General features: G+C 58.5%; 10 protein-coding genes, 1 pseudogene and 1 riboswitch. All 11 genes and pseudogenes read right to left on the bottom strand.

The genetic code is table 11. The features are described 5' to 3' along the window. Nucleotides 1–19: 19 nt before the first annotated feature. Entirely contained in the window at nt 20–1,570 is a 1,551-nt protein-coding gene (gene thiE / locus ACYX4K_RS03205) for a thiamine phosphate synthase (RefSeq protein ID WP_475093546.1), read from the bottom strand. Further along, entirely contained in the window at nt 1,567–2,400 is an 834-nt protein-coding gene (locus ACYX4K_RS03200) for a thiazole synthase (protein ID WP_475093547.1), read from the bottom strand. The genes thiE and ACYX4K_RS03200 overlap by 4 nt, the downstream gene beginning before the upstream one ends. Nucleotides 2,401–2,413: 13 nt before the next feature. Continuing rightward, nucleotides 2,414–2,614: a sulfur carrier protein ThiS gene (gene thiS, locus ACYX4K_RS03195; protein WP_475093548.1), complete on the bottom strand. Its 201-nt coding sequence runs from the start codon at nt 2,612–2,614 to the stop codon at nt 2,414–2,416. After that, nucleotides 2,614–3,693: a glycine oxidase ThiO gene (thiO, locus tag ACYX4K_RS03190; protein WP_475093549.1), complete on the bottom strand. Its 1,080-nt coding sequence runs from the start codon at nt 3,691–3,693 to the stop codon at nt 2,614–2,616. The genes thiS and thiO overlap by 1 nt, the downstream gene beginning before the upstream one ends. 318 nt (nt 3,694–4,011) lie before the next feature. Beyond that, the gene (gene thiC, locus ACYX4K_RS03185; RefSeq protein ID WP_475093550.1) at nt 4,012–5,937 is read right to left on the bottom strand and encodes a phosphomethylpyrimidine synthase ThiC; all 1,926 of its coding nucleotides are present in this window, start codon (nt 5,935–5,937) and stop codon (nt 4,012–4,014) included. Nucleotides 5,938–6,051: 114 nt separating this feature from the next. Continuing rightward, a riboswitch (TPP riboswitch) is annotated at nt 6,052–6,150 on the bottom strand. Nucleotides 6,151–6,434: 284 nt separating this feature from the next. After that, nucleotides 6,435–7,802, bottom strand: a complete 1,368-nt coding sequence (gene safD, locus ACYX4K_RS03180) for a sulfoacetaldehyde dehydrogenase SafD (protein WP_475093551.1) — start codon at nt 7,800–7,802, stop codon at nt 6,435–6,437. A 24-nt stretch (nt 7,803–7,826) separates the two neighbouring features. Next, the gene (locus tag ACYX4K_RS03175; protein ID WP_475093552.1) at nt 7,827–8,606 is read right to left on the bottom strand and encodes a sulfite exporter TauE/SafE family protein; all 780 of its coding nucleotides are present in this window, start codon (nt 8,604–8,606) and stop codon (nt 7,827–7,829) included. A 234-nt stretch (nt 8,607–8,840) separates the two neighbouring features. Next, nucleotides 8,841–9,797, bottom strand: a complete 957-nt coding sequence (locus tag ACYX4K_RS03170; RefSeq protein ID WP_475093553.1) for an acetyl-CoA carboxylase carboxyltransferase subunit alpha — start codon at nt 9,795–9,797, stop codon at nt 8,841–8,843. 370 nt (nt 9,798–10,167) lie between these two features. Then, nucleotides 10,168–13,697, bottom strand: a pseudogene (gene dnaE, locus ACYX4K_RS03165) (DNA polymerase III subunit alpha). 380 nt (nt 13,698–14,077) lie between these two features. Beyond that, the gene (locus ACYX4K_RS03160) at nt 14,078–14,320 is read right to left on the bottom strand and encodes a DUF1289 domain-containing protein (protein WP_475093554.1); all 243 of its coding nucleotides are present in this window, start codon (nt 14,318–14,320) and stop codon (nt 14,078–14,080) included. A 3-nt stretch (nt 14,321–14,323) separates the two neighbouring features. Continuing rightward, on the bottom strand, nt 14,324–14,845 hold the full coding sequence (locus ACYX4K_RS03155) for a gamma carbonic anhydrase family protein (RefSeq protein ID WP_475093555.1): 522 nt from the start codon (nt 14,843–14,845) through the stop codon (nt 14,324–14,326). Nucleotides 14,846–14,945: the final 100 nt, after the last annotated feature.

Here is a 14,945-nt window from a genome sequence, read left to right as displayed (position 1 = left end):
TATTCTGGCTAATCAATGACTATTGATCGATCACTGCACGCAATTGTGCCACAGCGGCGCGGTAGTCGGGGGCCTGGGTAATCGCCGTCACCACCGCAATACTACCCACACCGCTTGCGGCCACTGCCGGTGCCCGCTCAAGATTGATTCCACCGATGGCCACCAACGGATAATCCGGTAATAGTGCCGCCATACGCGCCAGCTTTTGGGGCCCCTGAAGTTGGCCGCTCATATCCTTGGTATTGGTGGCATAGATGGCGCCGATGGCCAGGTAGCTCGGCCGGTACTGGTAAGCGTACAGCAGCTCGAAAAAGCCGTGGGTGCTGATGCCGAGTTTGAGCCCCGCATGCTGGACCGCCTTGAGGTCTGCAGTTTGCAGATCTTCCTGCCCCAGGTGCACCCCGTAGGCACCGCACTCAATCGCAAGCTGCCAGTAGTCGTTGATAAACAGCCGCAGGTCGTAGCGGCGGCCGATGGCGACGGCGCGCTCAATCTGTGCTTTCAGATCGCTGCCCGGGTGCTTGATACGCAATTGCAGGGTGCGCACGCCCTGTTCCGCCAGTTTCTCGATCCACTCCACGGTTTCCACAACCGGGTACAGTCCGAGCTGATGAGAATCCGGTTGCGCGAACTCGGCGGCATAAGTCGCCGCCGCTTTCTCATCGAAGACTCCGAATGATTTTGCGCGCTCGCTGCCGGCAACCAGCACTTGGGGAAAGTCCTGCAGCTCTGCGGGCCAGCCGCAGTGCCCCACCGGGCCGGGGCCCGCACCGATATGATCGCAGTCGCCCAGGCGCAACCCGCGGCGCACATAGGCGTTGGCCACCACACAGGCGTCTTTCAGTGGATAACCCAACGCCAGTAACGCCGCGATGGCGGAAGACAGGGTGCAACCGGTACCGTGGGCATTGGGCGTATCGATTTTTTTGCCGATCAGCCAGTCATTGCTAGCGCTCTCACCGGCTCCTGAGCACAGCAGGTCTGCGGTGGTGCCGGGTTCTATTTCAAAGTGGCCACCGGTCACCAGCAGTGCAGCGCTGTGATTGCCTCGCACTTTATACGCAGCCTCGAGAACTGCCTCGGCGCTGTCAATGTCAGTTCCCGCGAGCCATTCCAGCTCGATGCTGTTGGGTGTGATCAGGTCGCACAGGGGCAGCAGATCCGTCAGCACGGCCGCGCCGGTGCTGTCTTCGGTCAATTGCGCGCCGCTGGTGGCAACGGCCACCGGGTCGTAGATCACCGGGATGCTCTCGCCTGCGGATTTCAGCGAGCTCAGGAATTTCGCCAGCAGGCGAACCTGCCCGGCGTTTGCGAGCAGGCCAACCTTGATGGCGGCGGGTTTGAGATCAGCAAGTAGCGCACCCAGTTGCGATTGCAGCACCTCGTCGGGTACCGCATTGATCGCCGGTACCCCAAGGGTGTTCTGGGCGGTATTGGCGGTGATGGCGCTGCAACCGTGCACACCGAGGTCGTGCATGGTGAGCAGGTCGGCCTGAATGCCCGCGCCGCCGCCGGAATCACTGCCGGCAATGGTCCATACAATCGGACGACTTTGTTCCGTACCGCTCATGCCTTTTCCCCTTCGCCTTTTTTCTCACCATTTTGGGCACTGACAGTCTGTTGCCAGAACGGCATATCCAGCGTCGGTGTGCTGGGGCTGGCGGTCTGGCGCTGGAGCATCAGACCCGCGTTGCGGGCGGCGCGGCCGGACTCTACGGCGAGCTTGAAGGACTGCGCCATCAGTACCGGGTTCTGGGCCTTGGCGATGGCGGTGTTGAGCAGTACCGCATCGAATCCCATTTCCATGGCTTCGCAGGCCTGGGACGGTGCGCCGATACCAGCGTCGATAATCAGCGGGGTATCCGGCAGGCGCTCGCGCAGGGTCTGCAGATTGTATTTGTTCATCAGTCCCCGACCGGTGCCGATGGGTGAACCCCAGGGCATCAGTACTTCGCAGCCCACGTCCAGTAATTTGCGGCACACCACCAGGTCATCGGTGCAGTAAGGCAGAACCTTGAAGCCCCGCTTGACCAGTTCCCGCGCGGCTTCGATCAGGCCGAAGGGATCCGGTTGCAGGTTGTAGTCGTCGCCGATGACTTCCAGCTTGAGCCAGTCGGTGCCGAAAATTTCCCGGCTCATTTCCGCCAGTGCGATGACTTCTTTCGGGGTTTTACAGCCGGCGGTGTTGGGCAGCAACTGGCAGCCGGACTCCTGGATATAATCCCAGATCATTTTGCCCTGCTGCTGTGCCGGATTCTGGCGGCGCAGGGACAGGGTGATGATTTCCGAGCCGGAGGCGGCGACGGATTCGCGCATGATCGCGGGAGACGGATAGAGTGCGGTGCCTACCAGCAAGCGGCTATGGAATTCTTTGCCGTAGAGTTTCAGTTTATCGGCCATGTGCTCTCTCCTTTCAGCCTCCGACTACCGGGGCAACGATATCCAGGCTGTCGCCGGCGTTCAGCGCTGTCTGCTCGTAAGTGGCGCGGGGGAGGAAGTCGCCGTTTAAAGCAACGGCGAAGGTCTCACCGCTATAGCCCAGTTGTTGCAGTAAATCTGACAATGATTGATCACTTTCAAAAGTGATGGGTTCGCCGTTGACCAGTAATTGCATCAGATCACCTGTTCTGTCGCTTGGGTTAATTTGGAAATTTCGTTTTCGGCCTGGGTTACCAGTGCGGGAGCTAGCAGGTAGCCGTGGCGGAAGAGTCCGTTGATTCGAATCAGGCCCGGCTCGCTTTCGACTACCGGCAGATTGTCCATGGTTGCCGGACGACAGTTGACGCGGGTTTCGATCACGCGGGCTTCGGCGAAGGCGGGATGAATCGAGTAGAGGGCGCTGGAGAGTTCCATGGTGGAGCGCAGGGATATGGGGCTCATATCTTCGCTTTCGATTTCGGTGGCGCCGATGACGGTCTGGTTGTTGGCTCTGGGTACTGCGTAGAGTTGGTATCTGGGGTGCAGCAGGCGCACGGGGCGGTTTAGTTGCACTTCCGGGGTTTCTACAACCATGACTTCGCCGCGGACGCCACGTAAGTCGCTGATCTGTTTTTTGGCACCGAGGCCGCGGGTATCGATGACCAGGTCGAAGTGTTCGCTGCCGGTTTCGGTTTGGATAGTTTCGGGGGTGCAGTCTACCGGGGTGTTTTCGCGGATTTCGATGTTGTTTTGCTGGAGTGCTTTGTGCAGCGCTGGCAGTAGTTTGCGGTTGTCGATGTCGGCCTCAGAAGAGAGGTAGAGGCCCTGGTCGAAGCGGTCTAGTTCGGGTTCGAGATTTCGCAGGGCGTTATTGTCTAGCCATTGCAGTTGGTCGCGGTTTTCTGGGCCCAGTTTTGCGTTGAGTTCCTGCTGGAATTGCAGGAGTTCGTTGCGGTCTTGTGGGTGGGCAATGAGGATACTGCCCTTCTCGCGGTAATCGACATTGGTGCCGGTGGTTTGTTCCAGTTGCGTTACCCAGCTTGGCCAGTGCTGCAGGCTTTGCATGCCCAGTTGGTAGATTGGGAGTGGGCAGTGGAACAGTTCGGAAAGTGGCGAGATCATGCCGGCGGCGGTGTGGCAGGCGCCCGCAGGTTTTTCCAGGCTACCGGATTCGAACAGGGTTACTTGGTGGCTTTTTTCAGACAAACGCCAGGCTAGAAGGCGGCCCATCAGGCCGGCTCCTGCAATTCCAATCTTTAATTTGGCTTGTGCCACGTTTTAATTCCGGGGTTCGTGCTCGGGCAACTCGGGGCGGCAGCGCTACGGGTAAGCCTTTGCCAGACACGCCGTGAACCCATCCATGGGGGCTCTACTGCGAGGTCCCTCTCGCAGAAGGTCTGGCAAAGGCTTACCCGCATCACTGCCTTCGCATCAAGTTCTGCTATTTCGGAAGGAATCGCTGAAAAGCGTAGCGAGCGGGTGGCTGGTGGTGGCCGCCGGAGCGCAGTAACCGGAGCGTACTTGCAGTACGTGAGGATTGCGAGCACCGCCGGACGCCGCCAGGCGCACGCGCAGTAGCTTTTCAGTGATTCCTTATCCCTTGTGGTAAATCTCTGCGCCTAGCTCTTTGAACTTGATCGACATTTCTTCCATTCCTTTGTTGGCTTCTGCTTCCTGTTTTGCCGCGTAGTCGCGAACGTCTTGGGTGATTTTCATTGAGCAGAATTTCGGGCCGCACATGGAGCAGAAGTGGGCGACTTTGCCGGATTCTTTGGGCAAGGTTTCGTCGTGGTACATGCGCGCGCGTTCGGGGTCTAGGCCGAGGTTGAACTGGTCTTCCCAGCGGAATTCAAAGCGGGCCTTGGAGAGGGCGTCGTCGCGTTTGTAGGCGCGCGGGTGGCCCTTGGCGAGGTCGGCGGCGTGGGCGGCGATTTTGTAGGCCATGAGGCCTTCTTTTACGTCTTCTTTGTTGGGCAGGCCGAGGTGCTCTTTGGGGGTTACGTAGCAGAGCATGGCGCAGCCCATGCTGCCGATCATGGCGGCGCCGATGCCGGAGGTGATGTGGTCGTAGCCGGGGGCGATGTCGGTGGTCAAGGGGCCCAATGTATAGAAGGGGGCGCCGTGACAGTGTTCGAGCTGCTCGTCCATGTTTTCCTTGATTTTGTGCATGGGCACGTGGCCGGGGCCTTCGATCATGGTCTGGACGTCGTGTTTCCAGGCGATTTCGGTGAGTTCGCCGAGGGTGCGCAGTTCGCCGAACTGGGCTTCGTCGTTGGCGTCGGCGATACAGCCGGGGCGCAGGCCGTCGCCCAGTGAGAAGCTGACATCGTAGGCTTTTAGAATTTCACAGATATCCTCGAAGTGGGTGTAGAGGAAGTTTTCTTTGTGGTGCGCGAGGCACCATTTGGCCATGATGGAGCCGCCGCGGGAGACGATGCCGGTGACGCGCTTGGCGGTCAGCGGTACGTAGCGCAGCAGTACACCTGCATGAATGGTGAAGTAGTCAACGCCCTGCTCGGCCTGTTCGATCAACGTATCGCGGAATACGTCCCAGTTGAGGTCTTCGGCGATGCCGTCGACTTTTTCCAGGGCCTGGTAGATCGGTACGGTGCCGATGGGGACCGGGCTGTTGCGCAGGATCCATTCGCGGGTTTCGTGGATATTCTGGCCAGTGGACAGGTCCATGACAGTGTCGCCGCCCCATTTGATCGACCAGACGAGTTTTTCCACTTCTTCTTCGATAGACGAAGTGATCGCGGAGTTGCCGATATTGGAGTTCACCTTACACAGGAAGTTGCGACCGATAATCATCGGTTCCAGTTCTGTGTGGTTGATGTTCGCGGGAATAATCGCGCGGCCTTCGGCGACTTCGCGGCGGACGAATTCCGGGGTGATTTGCGGCGGGATGTAGATACCTTCGCGGGCTTTTTGGTAGTCCTTGTCCGTTAGCTGTTCGACCAGCTGTGCGCGGCCCATATTCTCGCGAATGGCGATAAATTCCATCTCGGGGGTGATGATGCCCTGGCGGGCGTAGTGCATCTGGGAGACGTTTTTACCGGGCTTGGCTTTGCGCGGGGCGGGCAGGTTGTCGAAGCGGATATGGTCGAGTCCCTGGTCGGCCATGCGTTTCTGGCTGTAGGCGGCCTGACGGGTGTCGAGAATTTCGGTGTCGCCGCGGGCTTCGATCCATTGCTGGCGCAGTTTGGGCAGGCCGTCGCGGACGTTGGGTGTGTAGTCGGGGTCGGAGTATGGGCCGGCGGTATCGTACACTTGCAGGGGTTCGTTGGGCTCGAACATGGGGTTTTCTTCGTCGCCCCCGACGAGGCTCTGGCCGAGGCAGATTTCGCGTACGCCGACTTTTACACCTGCATGCTCGCCTTCCAGATACACCTTACGGGAGTTGGGAAATTGTTGGGCAGTGAGGTTGTCGAGAAACTGTTTTGCACTGTCGCGGCTGGCGGCGCGGCTTTTTTTATCGACTTTGCTGTTTTTATTTTGCGGTTCGGCGACTTGAGACATGCTAACCCCTTGCGTCATTGCTTGACGATCTAATCCATGAGTGGATTGCCGGGGGTACCAGTGAGGAGAGAGGCGTTCGGGCGCAAAGACATTTAACAAGCGCGCGAAAAAGTAGCGAATTCAGATCTTGTTCCCTACGCGGGGGTTACCCCGATCAGGTTCAACGGATCTCGCAACAGCGATCTCAGCCCAAAGGCACTCCGACAAGTTGGGGCCGAGTATAGTGGTAATTTGACCGGAAGAACAAGTCTTAGAGAATTTGAGGTGTGGTTCTGCGCCCTGAATTAGGTTTGTCGCGGCAGGGAGGTCCGTTGTACTTCGTAGCACTTCTAGTGGCGCCCGGCCACTGGGTAGTAGCTTTCAGGACCGCTGTAAATACGTCCCTGTACGCTGCGTCGGCGACGTCCATGTCGCCGACGCTCCTGAAAGCTACTACCCAGCGCCCGACCTTCGATTCAGATTTCTGACTTCGATTTCACCATCTGGCTTCGTAGTGGTTAGATCACCAGTGTTTTCTGGTAGCTCATTTCGCGAATGGCGTAGCTCACACCTTCCCGGCCCACGCCGCTTTCTTTTACACCACCGAAGGGGAAGTGCTCTGCGCGGAAACCCGGGCCGTCGTTTACGGCGAGTAGGCCTACGTCCAGCTGGTTGTAGAGGCGTTTGGCGAGGGCGAGGTTTTGGGTGAATACACCGGCCTGCAGGCCAAATGGAGAGCTGTTGATCAGCGAGATCAGCTCCGCTTCATCGTCGAATTTCCGCAGCGGTACTACCGGGCCGAAGGTTTCTTCCGCAACCAGTTCGGCGTTGTCGGCGACGTTGTCGAGGATGGTTGGCCAGAGGATATTGCCTTCGCGCTTGTGGCCATAAAGTACCCGTGCGCCTGCTTTCACTGCGGTTTCGATGCGTGCTTCCACTTCGTCGGCAGCGGCGGTGTGAATCAGTGGGCCAATAAATGTGTCGTCCTGCATTGGATCGCCGACGTTGAGATTGGAGGTGGCGATAATGAGTTTGTTGCTGAAGGAGTCAAATACGTCGCTGTGCACGAACAGGCGCTTGGCGGCGGTGCAGCGTTGGCCGGCGGTGGCGAAGCGTTGGTTGATGGTGGCGTTGACGGCGGCGTCGAGGTCGGCGTCGGGCATTACGATGAGGGGGTCGTTGCCGCCGAGTTCGAACAGCATTTTTTTGTAGCCGGCATTCTTCGCGATGGCGTTGGCGGCGGCGGTGCCGCCGGTGAAGTTGATGGCCTGGATTTCGCGGTGGGAGACGGCGTAGCTTGTTGCTTCGATATCGGGGATCAGCATCTGCAAAACGGATTTGTCCATGCCGGCGGCGTAGCAGAGTTCTACCAGAAGTTCCGCAGAGCGTTTGTTTTGCGGGCCGGGCTTAAACAGGATGGTGTTGCCGGCGGCGAAGGCCGGGCCAATTTTATGTACGGCGATGTTGATCGGAAAATTGAACGGAGTGATACACAGGACGGTGCCGAGCGGTTTCCACAGGACTACGCCTATTTTCTCGCGCATGGGCGGGAAGGCGTCGGAGTCGAGGGCTTCGCCGTTGATGTTGCGGGCTTCCATGGCGCTGGCGAGCGCGGTGTTGTAAGCGCGGTCGATTTCGATGCGGCTGTCACTGATGGTTTTTCCGGTCTCTTCGCAAATCAGGCGAGCCAGGTCTTCCTTGCGCTCCAGCATCAGCTGGGCAAGTTTCATCAGGATATTGGAGCGCTCGAACGCGGGCGTGGCCTGCTGGATTTTACGACCGGCAACGAGGGTCTGGATGGCCTGCTCCACCTGTTCTTTACTGTGGAAATCGTAGGCTTCGATCTGCTCGCCGTTATACGGGTTGATAATCTGATAGTCGGCCATGGTGTCTACCTACTTTTATTCGTCTTAAATTGCGTGGGCAATTAATTGATAGATAATGCGAGCGCCGGCGATCAAGAGTGCCGCGCGCATAAGATTGAAAAAGACTTCACTGTTGATCCGGTTCAGCAGTGCAATACCGATGCGGGTACCGATCACCGCTGCAACGGTCAGCAGCAGAATCAGCCCCAGGTGTTCGGAAAAGGCGAAGCCAAGATAAATAAATGCAGGCACCTTGAGCGCGTGACACCAGGCCTGCATGACGGATTTATTCGCCACGATTTCTTTGGGCGTCATATCCTTACGCACAAAGAACGCGGCCAATAGCGGGTCTACGGCGCCGGCCACAATACCCAGGGTGCCAGTGGCAATGCCTACCCAGAAAAAATTGCGCGGCTTGAGGCGGATTTCCGGGAGCTTTTTCGGTTTGAACACCGTGTAGAAAATCAAAACCGCCAGCAGCACCAGTGGCAGTTGTTGCCAATCGAGATTGGCCAGCCCCAGCGTCATGGCCGCGGAGCCCAGGGTGCAGCCGATAAAGAACGGCATGCACTGGTCCCAGCGGATATGCTCGCGCACATAAACCACACGTGCGAGGTTATTCATCAGCTGGACCGCGCCGTGAATCGGTACCAGGGCGCGCAGGGGGATCACCACGTTGAGCGCAGCGAACATAAGAATACCGCCGGCGCCGCCAGTCACCGCGGAGACAAACGCACTGACCACGCAGACAAGCAGCAGCAACCCGAGGGCAAGGCCGGGGCTCTGGTCTGGCATCAGGCTTAACAGCGAACCCAACTCCGCCAAGGACTACCCCCACGCTTTGAACAGTGATTATTATCGCGCCGACCTCGAGCGCTGCGAGTAATGCAAGCAGTGATTCGATCGGTTTTTGAGCGATGGCTAGTCTAGCCGTAAGGACAGCTTCAAACCCAGTAGTCCCGGGCCCGAAGCTGGTTATTTGAGGACGAGAAAGAATGCGCGGACATAAAAAAACCGGCGCAGACGCCGGTTTTTTTATGTCCTGGAAAAGTGTTGGCTTCAGCCTACGACGTTACCGTAGCTCATCAGACGCTGGTAGCGCTTCTCCAGCAGTTCATCCAGAGGAACAGCGGTCAGCTTGTCCAGCTGTTCGGACAGACGATCGCGCAGGCGCCCCGCCATCAGATCCGGATCGCGGTGCGCGCCGCCCAGGGGCTCCGGCAGTGTCTCATCCACAATACCCAGTTCTTCCAACACACTGGAAGTCACCCCCATGGCCTCGGCCGCCAGCGGCGCCTTTTCCACGGTTTTCCAGATGATATTCGCGCAGCCTTCCGGCGAAATCACAAAGTAGGTGGAGTACTGCAGCATATTCAGCTGGTCACCCACACCAATCGCCAGCGCACCACCGGAAGAGCCCTCACCAATCACCGTACAGATGATCGGCGTGCGCAGACGGGACATCACCGCGAGATTCTTCGCAATCGCCTCGGAGATACCGCGCTCCTCACTATCGATACCCGGGTAGGCCCCGGGAGTGTCGATCAGGGTCAGCACCGGCATTTTGAAGCGCTCTGCCATCTCCATGACGCGCTGGGCCTTGCGGTAGCCTTCTGGCTTCGGCATACCAAAGTTGCGCTTCACTTTTTCGTTTACGGAGCGCCCCTTCTCCTCACCAATCACCGCTACCGGGCGGCCTTCCAGACGGCCGATACCGGCAATAATCGCCTTGTCGTCGCCGAAGTGACGGTCGCCGTGCAGCTCGTCCCAGTCGGTGAAGATCCGCTCGATATAGTCCTTGGCGTAAGGACGCTGCGGGTGGCGGGCCACCTGCACGATCTGCCAGGGAGAGAGGTCGGAATACAGAGACTCGGTGAGCTTCTCGCTCTTTTCCCGCAGGCGGGTGATCTCTTCAGCAATGTTCAGGTCGTTGTCATCCCCGACGTGCTGAAGTTCCTTGATCTTGCTTTCCAGTTCCGCAATCGGCTGTTCAAACTCGAGAAAACTGAAGTTCATTTAATTCGCGCCTTGATAAATCTGTGGGCCTGCCAAATGTTGGAAAATGCGACCAAACTACCCCGAACGGTCGCAAACAGGCCTCGTCTACTGAAAATGGCGGCTAGCTTACCGGGATAGGACCACTCAGTCGAGTGCATGCGTTCACTTGACTAGATTCCGACAGTACAGAAAGCCTGAATCGGGAGGCTGGTCGCGCAATACAAATCGCTTGGCGTAGCCTCGAGCGAAGGTGGCGATGCCGGGTGCGGTCTTGCGAGACCTTCACCGCCAAGGATGGCGGTGCAGAGCCCCCAGGGATGGGTGCACGGCGTGTCTCGCAAGACCGCACCCGGCAGCGCCACCGCCACCGAATGACTCAAGTGAAAAATTACTGCCGTTGATTGTAGTTGAGCTGCACCCGATCCCGGCCGATCACCTCCCGCAGGGACTGGATCAGCTGGTCATTTGGCTCCACTTTCCACTCATCCGCCAGGCGGAAGGTACCGCGGGCGTCACTGCGCTCCACTTCCACCAGCACCGGGCAGGAGCCGCCCACATACGGCCGCAGGCAGGCACTCAGGCGCTGCCCCATCTTCGGCAACGCCTGGGCACTGTCGATCTTCAGGGTCACCCCGATCACGCTGCCACTGCGCAGATCATCCAGCGTGGATACGCTGTTCACGCTCATCTTCAGGCCGCCGCTGTAATCGTCGTGGGAGATGGAGCCTTCCAGCACCAGCAGCGCGTCTTTCACCAGCTTTTCCCGGTGCTCGCCGAATGCCTCACTGAACACCGCCGCCTCGATCCGCGCACTGCGGTCATCCAGGGTCACAATGGCCATGGAATCGCCGCGCTTGGTCTTCATCACCCGCATGCCCACACACAGGCCGGCCACCTTCTGGTTTTCCCGGCCCGGTTTCAGATCGGCAATGCGCGCATTCACCAGGTGCTTGAGTTCATCCTCGTACTCATCGATGGGGTGCCCGGTGAGGTACAGGCCGAGGGTGTTCTTCTCGCCTTCAAGACGCTCGCGAATACTCCACGGGCGCGCGCTGCGGAAATCCTCGTACACATCGCCATCGGACGCGGAGCGCACCACCTCGCCAAACAGGTCCATCATGCCGGCGCTGTCGTTCTTGCTCTGCTGTTCCGCGGACTTCACCGCCTCATCCAGCGCGTTAAACAGCACCGCGCGGGAGTAATCCAGACCGTCGGCGCTGTTGGTATCCGGGCCAATGCTGTCCAGGGCACCGGAGCGCACAAGGGCTTCCAGCGCGCGCTTGTTCACCTTGCGCGGGTCGATACGGGAACAGAAGTCGAACAGATCCGTAAAGGGCCCATTCGCCTCGCGCTCGGCAATAATGTTGTCGATAGGGCCTTCACCCAGTCCTTTGATCGCACCCAGACCGTAGATGATGCGATTATCCCCGCTCTCGGAGACAGGCACGGAGAATTGATAGGTGCCCAGGTTTACATCCGGTGGTACCAGGTCCAGCTTCATGGCCCGACACTCTTCGATAAAGGTCACCACCTTATCGGTCTTGTCCATATCCGAAGACATGGTGGCGGCCATAAACTGTGCCGGGTAGTGGGCCTTCAGCCAGGCGGTCTGGTAAGACACCAGTGCGTAGGCGGCGGAGTGGGATTTGTTGAAGCCGTAGCCCGCAAACTTTTCCACAAGGTCGAAGATCTTGATCGCGAGATCCGGGTCTACTCCTTGCTCCTTGGCGCCCTGCTCAAAGGTTTCCCGCTGCTTGGCCATCTCTTCGGGCTTTTTCTTACCCATGGCCCGGCGCAGCATATCCGCGCCGCCGAGGGTATAGCCCGCGAGTTCCTGGGCGATCTGCATCACCTGTTCCTGGTAAACAATTACCCCGTAGGTGGGCTCCAGGATGGGTTTCAGTTTTTCGTGCTGGTATTTGGCGTCCGGGTAGGCCACCTGCGCGCGGCCGTGCTTCCGGTTGATAAAGTCGTCCACCATGCCCGACTGCAGCGGGCCCGGACGGAACAGGGCCACCAAGGCGATCATGTCCTCGAGGTTATCCGGCTGCAGGCGCTTGATCAGGTCCTTCATACCGCGGGATTCCAGCTGGAATACCGCGGTGGTCTCGGCGCGCTTGATCATCTTGTAGGTTTCGGGATCGTCCAGCGGCAGCGCTTCAATCACCAGCGGCTCTTTGCCCTCGATCGCGCGCTGCTCGTCCACCATCGCTTTGGCCCAGTCGATGATGGTCAGGGTCCGCAGACCCAGGAAGTCGAACTTCACCAGGCCCGCGTCTTCCACGTCGTTCTTGTCGAACTGGGTCACCAGGCCCGCACCGGTCTCATCACAGTAGAGCGGGGCAAAGTCGGTGAGTTTGGTAGGGGCGATTACCACACCACCGGCGTGCTTACCCACGTTCCGCGCCACGCCTTCGAGCTGCAGCGCCATCTCCCAGATTTCCTGGCCTTCCTCGTCGTTCTCGAGGAATTCCCGCAGCACTTCTTCCTGTTCAAACGCCTTGGCCAGAGTCATGCCCGGATCGGCCGGAATCATTTTCGAGAGCTTGTCCGCAAGGCCGTAAGACTTGCCCTGCACCCGCGCCACATCCCTCACCACCGCCTTCGCGGCCATGGTACCGAAGGTGATAATCTGGCTCACCGCGTTACGGCCGTAATTGTCGGCCACGTAACTGATCACCTGATCGCGCTTCTCCATACAGAAGTCGACGTCGAAGTCGGGCATGGAAACCCGTTCCGGGTTCAGGAATCGCTCGAACAGCAGATCGTATTGGAGCGGATCCAGGTCGGTAATTTTCTGCGAGTAGGCAATCAGCGAGCCCGCACCGGAACCCCGCCCCGGGCCCACCGGAATATCGTGATCCTTGGCCCACTGGATAAAGTCCATCACGATCAGGAAGTAACCGGGGAACCCCATCTGGATAACGATATCCAGCTCGAAGCGCAGGCGGTCTTCGTACACTTTTTTACGCGCTTCGTAATCCGGCGCATTCTTGTCGAGGATAAATTCGAGGCGCTCGTAAAGGCCGTCGAAAGAAATTTTTTCGAAGAACTCGTTCTCCGTCATCCCCTCAGGAATCGGGAACTGCGGCAGGAAGTACTTACCCAACTGGATCGGCGCAGAACAACGACGCGCGATTTCCACCGTATTTTCCAGGGCTTCCGGAATATCCTTGAACAGCGCCTGCATCTCTTCCGGCGTACGCAGATACTGCTCGGAAGAATAGCGGCGCTCGCGGCGCGGATCATCCAGCGCACGGCCTTCACGGATACAAACCCGAACCTCGTGCGCTTCAAACTCACTGTCTTCAATAAAGCGCACATCGTTGGTCGCCACCACCGGCAGATTCAGTTTCCCCGCCAGCCCCACCGCCGCATGCAGATACTCCTCATCCCCCGGACGACCGGTACGCTGCAGCTCAAGGTAATAGCGCCCCGGAAAAATCCGCTCCCACTCCTGCGCCAATGACTCCGCCTGCGAATTCCGCCCGGCAATCAGGGCACGGCCAACATCGCCATACTTGGCCCCGGAAAGCATCAACACACCTTCGGAAGCCTGCTCAATCCACTCCCGCTCCACAAACCCGTGCCCGTGGTACTGCCCTTCCATCCAGGCGCGGGAAATCAGCTCGGTAATATTGCGGTAGCCCGTGGTGTTCATGGCATACAGCGTCAGCAGCGTAGGCTGCTCTTCCCCCCCTCCTTCAACCAGAAATCGGCCCCGGTAATCGGCTTCACCCCGGTGCCCATACAGCCCCGGTAAAACTTCACCTGACCGTAAAAATTCGTCTGATCCGTAATCGCCACCGCCGGCATCTCCAGCTCGGCAACGCGCGCCACCAATGGCTTGATACGCACCAGGCCGTCGATCAGGGAATATTCAGTGTGGATTCTTAAATGTACGAAGGGTTGGGTCATATTCTGTTCTATTTAATTTTAGCCCGGAGGTTTTATGGAGCTCTGTTCCGGGAACGCACCGAGGGGCGGTAAGCCCTTCCGGGACACGCGGCGAGTACATCCATGTAGCTCTGCGCCGACATCCCTGTCGGCGAAGGTCCCGGAAGGGCTTACCGCCCCTCGGTGCTTAGTGCAATTCTGATAATATTTTACTTCGTTAGCCCGAGAGATCTTTTGCTCGTTGTTACTTACGAAGTAGTGCGGCCGAATGCGAAGGTGGAGTGCCGGGTGGAGGTTTTCAGGAGCGTCGCAAACAGGATGTTTGCGCCGCAACGCCCAGGGATGGGTTCACAGTGGTCCTGAAAACCTCCACCCGGTGCTCCGCCGCCACAAAACGAGACCTAATCGGTCCACCACACCCTCTTCAGAGCAACAGCCCGCTCATGGCACCGAGCCAAAACCTGTTTCTTCTCGGCATTAGACATCCGCCCCCACTGACTGATTTCAGTCCCGGAACGGAAACACCCCTCACAGATATCGTCGCGATTCAACGCACAAACGGAAACACAGGGCGACTTCACCGGAAACTCAAATGCAGCCTCCGGCTCTTTGTTCTTCACCTTGCTCCAATCACTCTCGGCCATCAATCAGACCTCGACCAACTCTTCCGCAAACCGCTTGCCGTTGGCCACATAAATCTCACTGCTCGCCTTCAGCAACTCAAACGTCGACTCATCCAGCGTCTTCACCACCTTACCCGGACTCCCCAGCACCAGCGAAAAATCCGGAATCTCCGCATTCTCCGTCACCAGCGCATTCGCCCCGATAATGCAGCAGCGGCCAATCCTGGCCCCATTCAAAACTACCGCATTCATACCCACCAGCGAATACTCACCGATCTGGCAGCCGTGCAACGTCACCTTGTGCCCCACCGTCACCCCGGTGCCCACCGTCAGTGGCACACCCGGGTCCGTATGCAACACAGAACCATCCTGGATATTCGCCCGCTCACCTATGGTGATGAGGTCATTGTCTCCGCGGATCACCGCGTTGAACCATACCGAGCTGTGGGGCAGCATCCGCACATCGCCGATCACCCGGGCACCGGGCGCAATGTAATGGCCCTCGCCTTCAAGGGTCGGCAGCTTATCGCCCAACCTGTACAGCATTTGACCTCCCAGGGATGGTGTGAGTAAAAGCGGATAAAGGGTGAAATTCAGCCCGGCATTATCCCGCCCAAGGCCCCCGATTGCCACCCTAGAACCACCC

It is taken from the genome of Microbulbifer sp. ABF4_107 (assembly GCF_056312215.1).
The sequence above is the reverse complement of the archived record's forward strand: the minus strand, read 5'-3'. Positions and strand labels throughout refer to the sequence as shown.

Coding starts and splice junctions, on each gene's coding strand:
- thiE (WP_475093546.1), bottom strand. CDS start 1,570: ATGAGCGGTACGGAACAAAGTCGTCCGATTGTATGGACCATTGCCGGC.
- ACYX4K_RS03200 (WP_475093547.1), bottom strand. CDS start 2,400: ATGGCCGATAAACTGAAACTCTACGGCAAAGAATTCCATAGCCGCTTG.
- thiS (WP_475093548.1), bottom strand. CDS start 2,614: ATGCAATTACTGGTCAACGGCGAACCCATCACTTTTGAAAGTGATCAA.
- thiC (WP_475093550.1), bottom strand. CDS start 5,937: ATGTCTCAAGTCGCCGAACCGCAAAATAAAAACAGCAAAGTCGATAAA.
- safD (WP_475093551.1), bottom strand. CDS start 7,802: ATGGCCGACTATCAGATTATCAACCCGTATAACGGCGAGCAGATCGAA.
- ACYX4K_RS03170 (WP_475093553.1), bottom strand. CDS start 9,797: ATGAACTTCAGTTTTCTCGAGTTTGAACAGCCGATTGCGGAACTGGAA.
- ACYX4K_RS03160 (WP_475093554.1), bottom strand. CDS start 14,320: ATGGCCGAGAGTGATTGGAGCAAGGTGAAGAACAAAGAGCCGGAGGCT.
- ACYX4K_RS03155 (WP_475093555.1), bottom strand. CDS start 14,845: ATGCTGTACAGGTTGGGCGATAAGCTGCCGACCCTTGAAGGCGAGGGC.